Source organism: Streptomyces thermovulgaris, assembly GCF_002155915.1.
GTDB classification, from domain to species: Bacteria; Actinomycetota; Actinomycetes; order Streptomycetales; family Streptomycetaceae; genus Streptomyces; species Streptomyces thermovulgaris.
Window position 1 is genome coordinate 1 of the sequence record NZ_MUME01000104.1, and the last position, 5,727, is coordinate 5,727.

Consider the following 5,727-nt stretch of genomic DNA (forward strand, 5'->3'; position numbering starts at 1 on the left):
GGGCGTGGGGAATCCGCCCGCGGCCGGGTCGTCGTACAGCACCACTCCGGGCGCGGTGGCGAGGATCTCCTGCGCCCGGTCGACGGTGACCTCGTCCTCGAAGCGGGCGTGCACCGTCAGGGAGTGCGCGGTGACCACGGGGACGCGGACGCAGGTCACGGCGACCGGCAGCCGCGGCAGACCGAGGATCCTGCGGGTCTCGTCCCGCAGCGCCATCTCCTCCGACGACCAGCCGTCCTCGCACAGCGTCCCGGTCCACGGCACCACGTTCAGCGCCACCGGCTCCGGGAACGGCCCGGTGTCGTCCCCGACGGCCCGCCGCACATCGCCGGGGCAGGTCCCCAGCTCCGTCCCCACCACCAGGGCCAGCTGCCGGCGCAGCGTCTCCACTCCCGCGCGCCCGGCCGCGCTGACCGCCTGGTACGAGGAGACGACCAGCTCGCGCAGCCCGAACTCGGCGTGCAGCGCGCCCAGCGCCACGATCATGGACAGGGTGGTGCAGTGGGGGCTGGAGACGATCCCGCGCGGACGGCGGCGCACCGCGTGCGCGTTGACCTCGGGCACGACCAGCGGCACGTCCGGGTCCGTGCGGAAGGCCGCGGAGTTGTCCACGACGACCGTGCCCCGGGCCGCCACCTGCGGCGCCCACCGGGCCGCCACCTCGTCGGGCACGTCGAACAGGGCGATGTCCACCCCGTCGAAGGCGTCCTCGGTGAGCGCGACCACCTCGACCTCCTCACCGCGCACGGACAGCTTGCGGCCGGCCGAGCGCGGCGAGGCGATCAGACGGATCTCGCCCCAGATGTCCGCGCGCTGGGACAGGATCGTGAGCAGGACCGTTCCGACGGCTCCGGTCGCTCCCACGACCGCGAGCGCCGGTCGGCGGGTCATCGCCCGGTGCCTCCGTAGACGATGGCCTCGTCACGGTCGGAGTCGAGCCCGAAGGCGGTGTGCACCGCGCGCACGGCCTCCGGTACGTCGTCCTTGCGGGTGACGACCGAGATACGGATCTCGGAGGTCGAGATCAGCTCGATGTTCACGCCCGCCTCGGACAGCGCGGTGAAGAAGTCCGCGGTGACGCCCGGGTGGGTCTTCATCCCGGCGCCGATCAGGGAGATCTTGCCGATCTGGTCGTCGTAGCGCAGGGACTCGAAGCCGATGCGGGACCGATTCTTCTCCAGCGCCTCGATGGCCTTGCGGCCCTCGGTCTTGGGCAGCGTGAAGGAGATGTCCGTCAGGCCGGTGGAGGCGGCGGACACGTTCTGCACGATCATGTCGATGTTGATCTCGGCATCGGCGATCGTGCGGAAGATGGCGGCGGCCTCGCCCGGCTTGTCGGGCACACCGACGACAGTGATCTTGGCCTCGGACGTGTCGTGCGCGACACCGGAGATGATGGCCTGCTCCACCTTCTTGTCCCCTTGCTCGATCGGCTCGCTGCTGACCCACGTGCCGCGCAGTCCGCTGTAGGAGGAGCGGACGTGGATCGGGATGTTGTACCGGCGGGCGTATTCCACACAGCGGTGGAGCAGCACCTTGGACCCGGACGAGGCCAGCTCGAGCATGTCCTCGAACGAGATCCAGTCGATCTTCCGGGCCCTCGGCACCACCCGCGGGTCGGCGGTGAACACGCCGTCGACGTCGGTGTAGATCTCGCACACCTCGGCGTCGAGGGCCGCCGCAAGCGCCACGGCGGTGGTGTCGGAGCCGCCGCGGCCCAGCGTGGTGATGTCCTTGCCCTCCTGGCTGACGCCCTGGAAACCGGCGACGATGGCGATGTTGCCCTGGTCCAGCGCGGTCCGGATGCGTCCGGGCGTGACGTCGATGATGCGGGCTTTGTTGTGGACCGAGTCGGTGATGACACCTGCCTGGCTGCCGGTGAACGACTGGGCCTCGTGCCCCAGGTTTTTGATCGCCATGGCCAGCAGGGCCATGGAGATCCGCTCTCCGGCGGTCAGCAGCATGTCGAGCTCGCGTCCGGCAGGCATGGGAGAGACCTGCTCGGCGAGATCGATCAGCTCGTCCGTCGTGTCGCCCATCGCGGAAACGACCACGACAACGTCGTTGCCGCTCTTCTTCGCTTCCACGATCCGCTTGGCGACGCGCTTGATGCCCTCGGCATCGGCTACGGAGGAGCCTCCGTACTTCTGCACGATAAGGCCCACGTGCGCTCCTCGCTCAGTCCGTGTCTCCCGCACTCGCGCAGTCGCAGTGCGGTCGGCTCAGTTTATCGGGCGCCCGAATTTCCCCCTCCGCGCTATCGCATCGTGAGATGCCCGGCCACCCGCTTCCAGAACGGCTCATGCCCAGGCGGCGGAGCGCCACGCACGACGTGGGCGGGGTCACAGTGGGCGCCGGCCGCTCAAGGGCCGGCCGGCGCCTGCCGGCTCGTCCGGCGCAGGCCCATCCGGCCGATCTCCTCCGCCATGACCTCGCCCGCCTCCCGCACCAGGACGTCCTCGCCCGGGTCGTGGTCGGTGTCCAGGCCGTCCAGCTCCGCCAGGGGCTGGTTGAGGCGGACATGGGCGACCACGGACTGCAGGGCGCGCAGGGCGGCGGAGGCCGTGGAGCCCCAGCTGGAGAAGTAGGAGAACTGCCACCACCACAGGGCCTCGGTGATGCGGCCGGCGCGGTAGTGGGCCATGCCGTGGCGCAGATCGGTGACGACGCCCGCGAGGTCGTCGGAGATACGGGCGGCGACGGGGGCCCGGCGGGGCTCGTAGGGGTCGAAGACCTCGGAGTAGACGTCGACCGGCTCCAGCAGACGGGCCAGGCTCTCGCGCAGGCCGTCCACGTCCTGCTCCGGCCCCGGATCGGGCTCGTAGCGCTCCTCGGGCACGATGTCCTCGTGTGCGCCGAGGCGCCCGCCGGCCAGCAGCAGCTGGGACACCTCCAGCAGCAGGAAGGGCACCACCGAGTCCGGGTCGTCGCCCTTGGCCACCTCCTCGACCGCGACCAGGAAGCTCTCGATCTGATCGGCGATCTGGACCGCGAAGTCGTCCGGACCCCGGTGCGCCGCGTGCAGCGTGACGTCAGACATCTAGCAGTCGCCTCCCCTCGAAGGCGCGGCCGAGGGTGACCTCGTCCGCGTACTCCAGGTCCCCGCCCACCGGCAGCCCGCTGGCCAGGCGGGTGACCTTCAGACCCATGGGCTTGATCATGCGGGCGAGGTACGTGGCGGTCGCCTCGCCTTCGAGATTCGGGTCCGTGGCCAGGATGATCTCGGTGACCGTGCCGTCGGCCAGACGGGCCAGCAGCTCCCGGATGCGCAGGTCGTCGGGGCCGACGCCCTCGATGGGGCTGATCGCCCCGCCGAGCACGTGGTACCGGCCGCGGAACTCACGGGTGCGCTCGATGGCGACGACGTCCTTCGGCTCCTCGACCACGCAGATGACCGAGGCGTCGCGGCGGCTGTCGCGGCAGATGCCGCACAGCTCCTCCTGGGCGACATTGCCGCAGGTCGCGCAGAAGCGGACCTTCGCCTTCACCTCGAGCAGGGCCTGGGCGAGGCGCCGTACGTCCGTCGGTTCGGCCTGCAGGATGTGGAAGGCGATCCGCTGCGCGCTCTTGGGACCGACGCCGGGCAGCCGCCCGAGCTCGTCGATGAGGTCCTGGACCACGCCTTCGTACAACGGACTGCCGTCCTTCCTGGCTCGTTTCGATACGTACGCTAGTTGCCCGGCGCCCTTCTCAGAAGGGCGGCTGAGGGGCGGTGCTCAGAAGGGCAGGCCCGGGATGCCGCCGCCCAGGCCCTGGGCGAGCGGGCCGAGCTTCTGCTGCTGGAGCGTCTGGGCGTTGTCGTTGGCCGCCTTGACGGCCGCGACGATCAGGTCGGCGAGGGTCTCCGTGTCCTCGGGGTCGACCGCCTTCGGGTCGATCTTCAGCGCGCGCAGCTCGCCGGCACCGGTGACGGTGGCCTTCACCAGGCCGCCGCCCGCCTGACCGTCGACCTCGGTCTGCGCCAGTTCCTCCTGCGCCCGCTGCAGGTCCCGCTGCATCTTCTGGGCCTGCTGGAGCAACTGCTGCATATTGGGCTGGCCACCACCGGGAAACACCATCAGCTCCTGCGTTCGTACGACTGTGGGCCGGGAACCGCCTCCGGTTCCCGCTGGCACGAGCCTACGTGCTCCAGGCATACGGCGCTCTGCCACTCTTTCGGGTGACTCTCGGATGAGCCCTATACCTGATCAACGCCCCCTTACGGGCGGAAAAGCCGCGCTTCCCGCCGCATCGCCACCCATTGGGGGGTAGGAAGGGGGCCGGCGCGTCAACCAGCGTCACGGACCGTGATCAGTAGGGAGTGCCGGGTGGGTCAGCCGGAGATGCAGCCCGAGCGTCCGCCTCAGGACGGTCAAGGCGACAAGGCGGCCGGACCACGGCCGGGGGATCTGACCGGACGGCCCCTTCCGCTCGGCGACTGGACCGAGCCGGCACAGCGGCTGGACGAGCTGTACCGCTGGGTGGAGCGGGGAGCGCTGCAGACCGTGGCCTGGTACCTGGGGGAGCGGGTGTGGAAGCGGCGCGGGGCGCGGATACTGCGGTGCGGGACCGCGGCGGGAGCGGTGACCGGGGCGCTGCTGCCCCTGCTGGACCTGACCGGAGCGGTGAGCGGGGCGGCGCCGTGGGGGTATCTGGCACTGCTGCTGTCCGTCGCGTGCGTCGGGATCGACCGCTACTTCGGGGTGACGTCCGGATGGATGCGGGACATGGCGACCGCGCAGGCCGTGCAGCGGCGGCTGCAGACCCTCCAGTTCGACTGGGCCACGGAGAACGTGCGGGAGGTCCTCGGCCCCGCCGAGGGAACGGCCGGCGAGGCCGCCGAGCGGTGCCTGACGGTGCTGCGCCGGTTCTCGGAGGACGTGACCGAGCTGGTGCGCACGGAGACGGCCGACTGGATGGTGGAGTTCCGGGTCGGGACAGTGCCGCTGGACCTGCAGTCCGCGCCGTCCGGCGGCGGACGCCCCGGGACGGCCGCCGGGCAGGGGCGCCTCACCCTGCCCCCGAGCACGGCACGGCCGAACATGCCCCGGCAGCGCCCGCCGGAGCCGCGGTGACACCGCTCACTGCCGGGTGTAGGTCAGGCTCTCCCCGGTGGTGGTGTTCACCCGCTGGAGCCGGCCGTCCGGCAGCAGGGTGACCTCCGTGGCCTCGCCCGGGGAGCAGGTCCCGCTGGGCCCGGTCGTGACCGTGGAGGGGCCGATCGCCAAGGGGCCGCCCGCGCTCGGCCGGCGGGTGAGCCGGGCCTCGAACACGCAGTGGTAGGTGCCGCCGCCGTCGGTGGGGCCGTCGGCGACGAGCCTGAGCACGGTGTCGCCCACCTTGCCCTGGCTGATGGCCAGCCGGCGGGTGTGGGCACCGCGGGCGCTGTCGATCGTCGCCGTCCAGCTGCCGAGGTAGGCGGCCGGCACGACCCCGTCGGCCGGTGCCGAGGAGGACGGCTGCGAGGCCGACGGGGCGGGACCGGTGTCCTGCGGCTCCTCGGTGACCGGTGCGGTGGACACTCCGGCCGTGGGCGAGGGGCCGGGGCCGCCGCCCCTGGTGTCGCTGCCGTCGCCCCGCATCAGGGCGTACACGGAGCCGCCCGCGCCCAGCGCCACCACCAGCGCCACCGCGATCAGCGCCGCCGTGGAGCGAGCGCTCCGGCGCGGCTCCTGCTGCGACAGGGGATTCGGGCCGTACGGCGGGGTCGAACCGAACGGCGGCGGACCGTACGGCCCGAATCCCCTG

At 71.8% G+C, this 5,727-nt stretch carries 6 protein-coding genes and 1 pseudogene; 1 reads left to right on the plus strand and 6 read right to left on the minus strand.

Features of this window, described 5'->3' with window-relative positions; translation table 11 throughout:
* The 5 genes from CCN35_RS11040 to CCN35_RS11060 form a co-directional block, all read right to left on the minus strand.
* Positions 1–891, minus strand: an 891-nt coding sequence (locus CCN35_RS11040) for an aspartate-semialdehyde dehydrogenase (protein WP_086792438.1), incomplete at its 3' end; no start/stop codon positions are given.
* Positions 888–2,165, minus strand: coding sequence for an aspartate kinase (locus CCN35_RS11045; protein ID WP_067397177.1), 1,278 nt, complete (start codon positions 2,163–2,165; stop codon positions 888–890). The genes CCN35_RS11045 and CCN35_RS11040, both read right to left, overlap by 4 nt.
* Positions 2,166–2,362: 197 nt before the next feature.
* Positions 2,363–3,040: a DUF5063 domain-containing protein gene (locus CCN35_RS11050; protein WP_067397178.1), complete on the minus strand. Its 678-nt coding sequence runs from the start codon at positions 3,038–3,040 to the stop codon at positions 2,363–2,365.
* On the minus strand, positions 3,033–3,632 hold the full coding sequence (gene recR, locus CCN35_RS11055; RefSeq protein ID WP_067397179.1) for a recombination mediator RecR: 600 nt from the start codon (positions 3,630–3,632) through the stop codon (positions 3,033–3,035). The genes CCN35_RS11050 and recR overlap by 8 nt, the downstream gene beginning before the upstream one ends.
* Positions 3,633–3,716: 84 nt before the next feature.
* Positions 3,717–4,055: a YbaB/EbfC family nucleoid-associated protein gene (locus CCN35_RS11060; protein ID WP_067397229.1), complete on the minus strand. Its 339-nt coding sequence runs from the start codon at positions 4,053–4,055 to the stop codon at positions 3,717–3,719.
* A 252-nt stretch (positions 4,056–4,307) separates the two neighbouring features.
* Between CCN35_RS11060 and CCN35_RS11065 the strand changes: the two genes are divergently transcribed.
* Positions 4,308–5,054, plus strand: coding sequence for an SLATT domain-containing protein (locus tag CCN35_RS11065; RefSeq protein ID WP_067397180.1), 747 nt, complete (start codon positions 4,308–4,310; stop codon positions 5,052–5,054).
* A gap of 6 nt (positions 5,055–5,060) precedes the next feature.
* On the opposite strand, the pseudogene CCN35_RS28330 reads toward CCN35_RS11065, so the two are convergent.
* Positions 5,061–5,727, minus strand: a pseudogene (locus CCN35_RS28330) (serine/threonine protein kinase); the annotation flags it as partial.

Excerpts from the sequence above, each read along its gene's own strand:
- CCN35_RS11050 (WP_067397178.1), bottom strand. The coding sequence starts at position 3,040 with ATGTCTGACGTCACGCTGCACGCGGCGCACCGGGGTCCGGACGACTTC.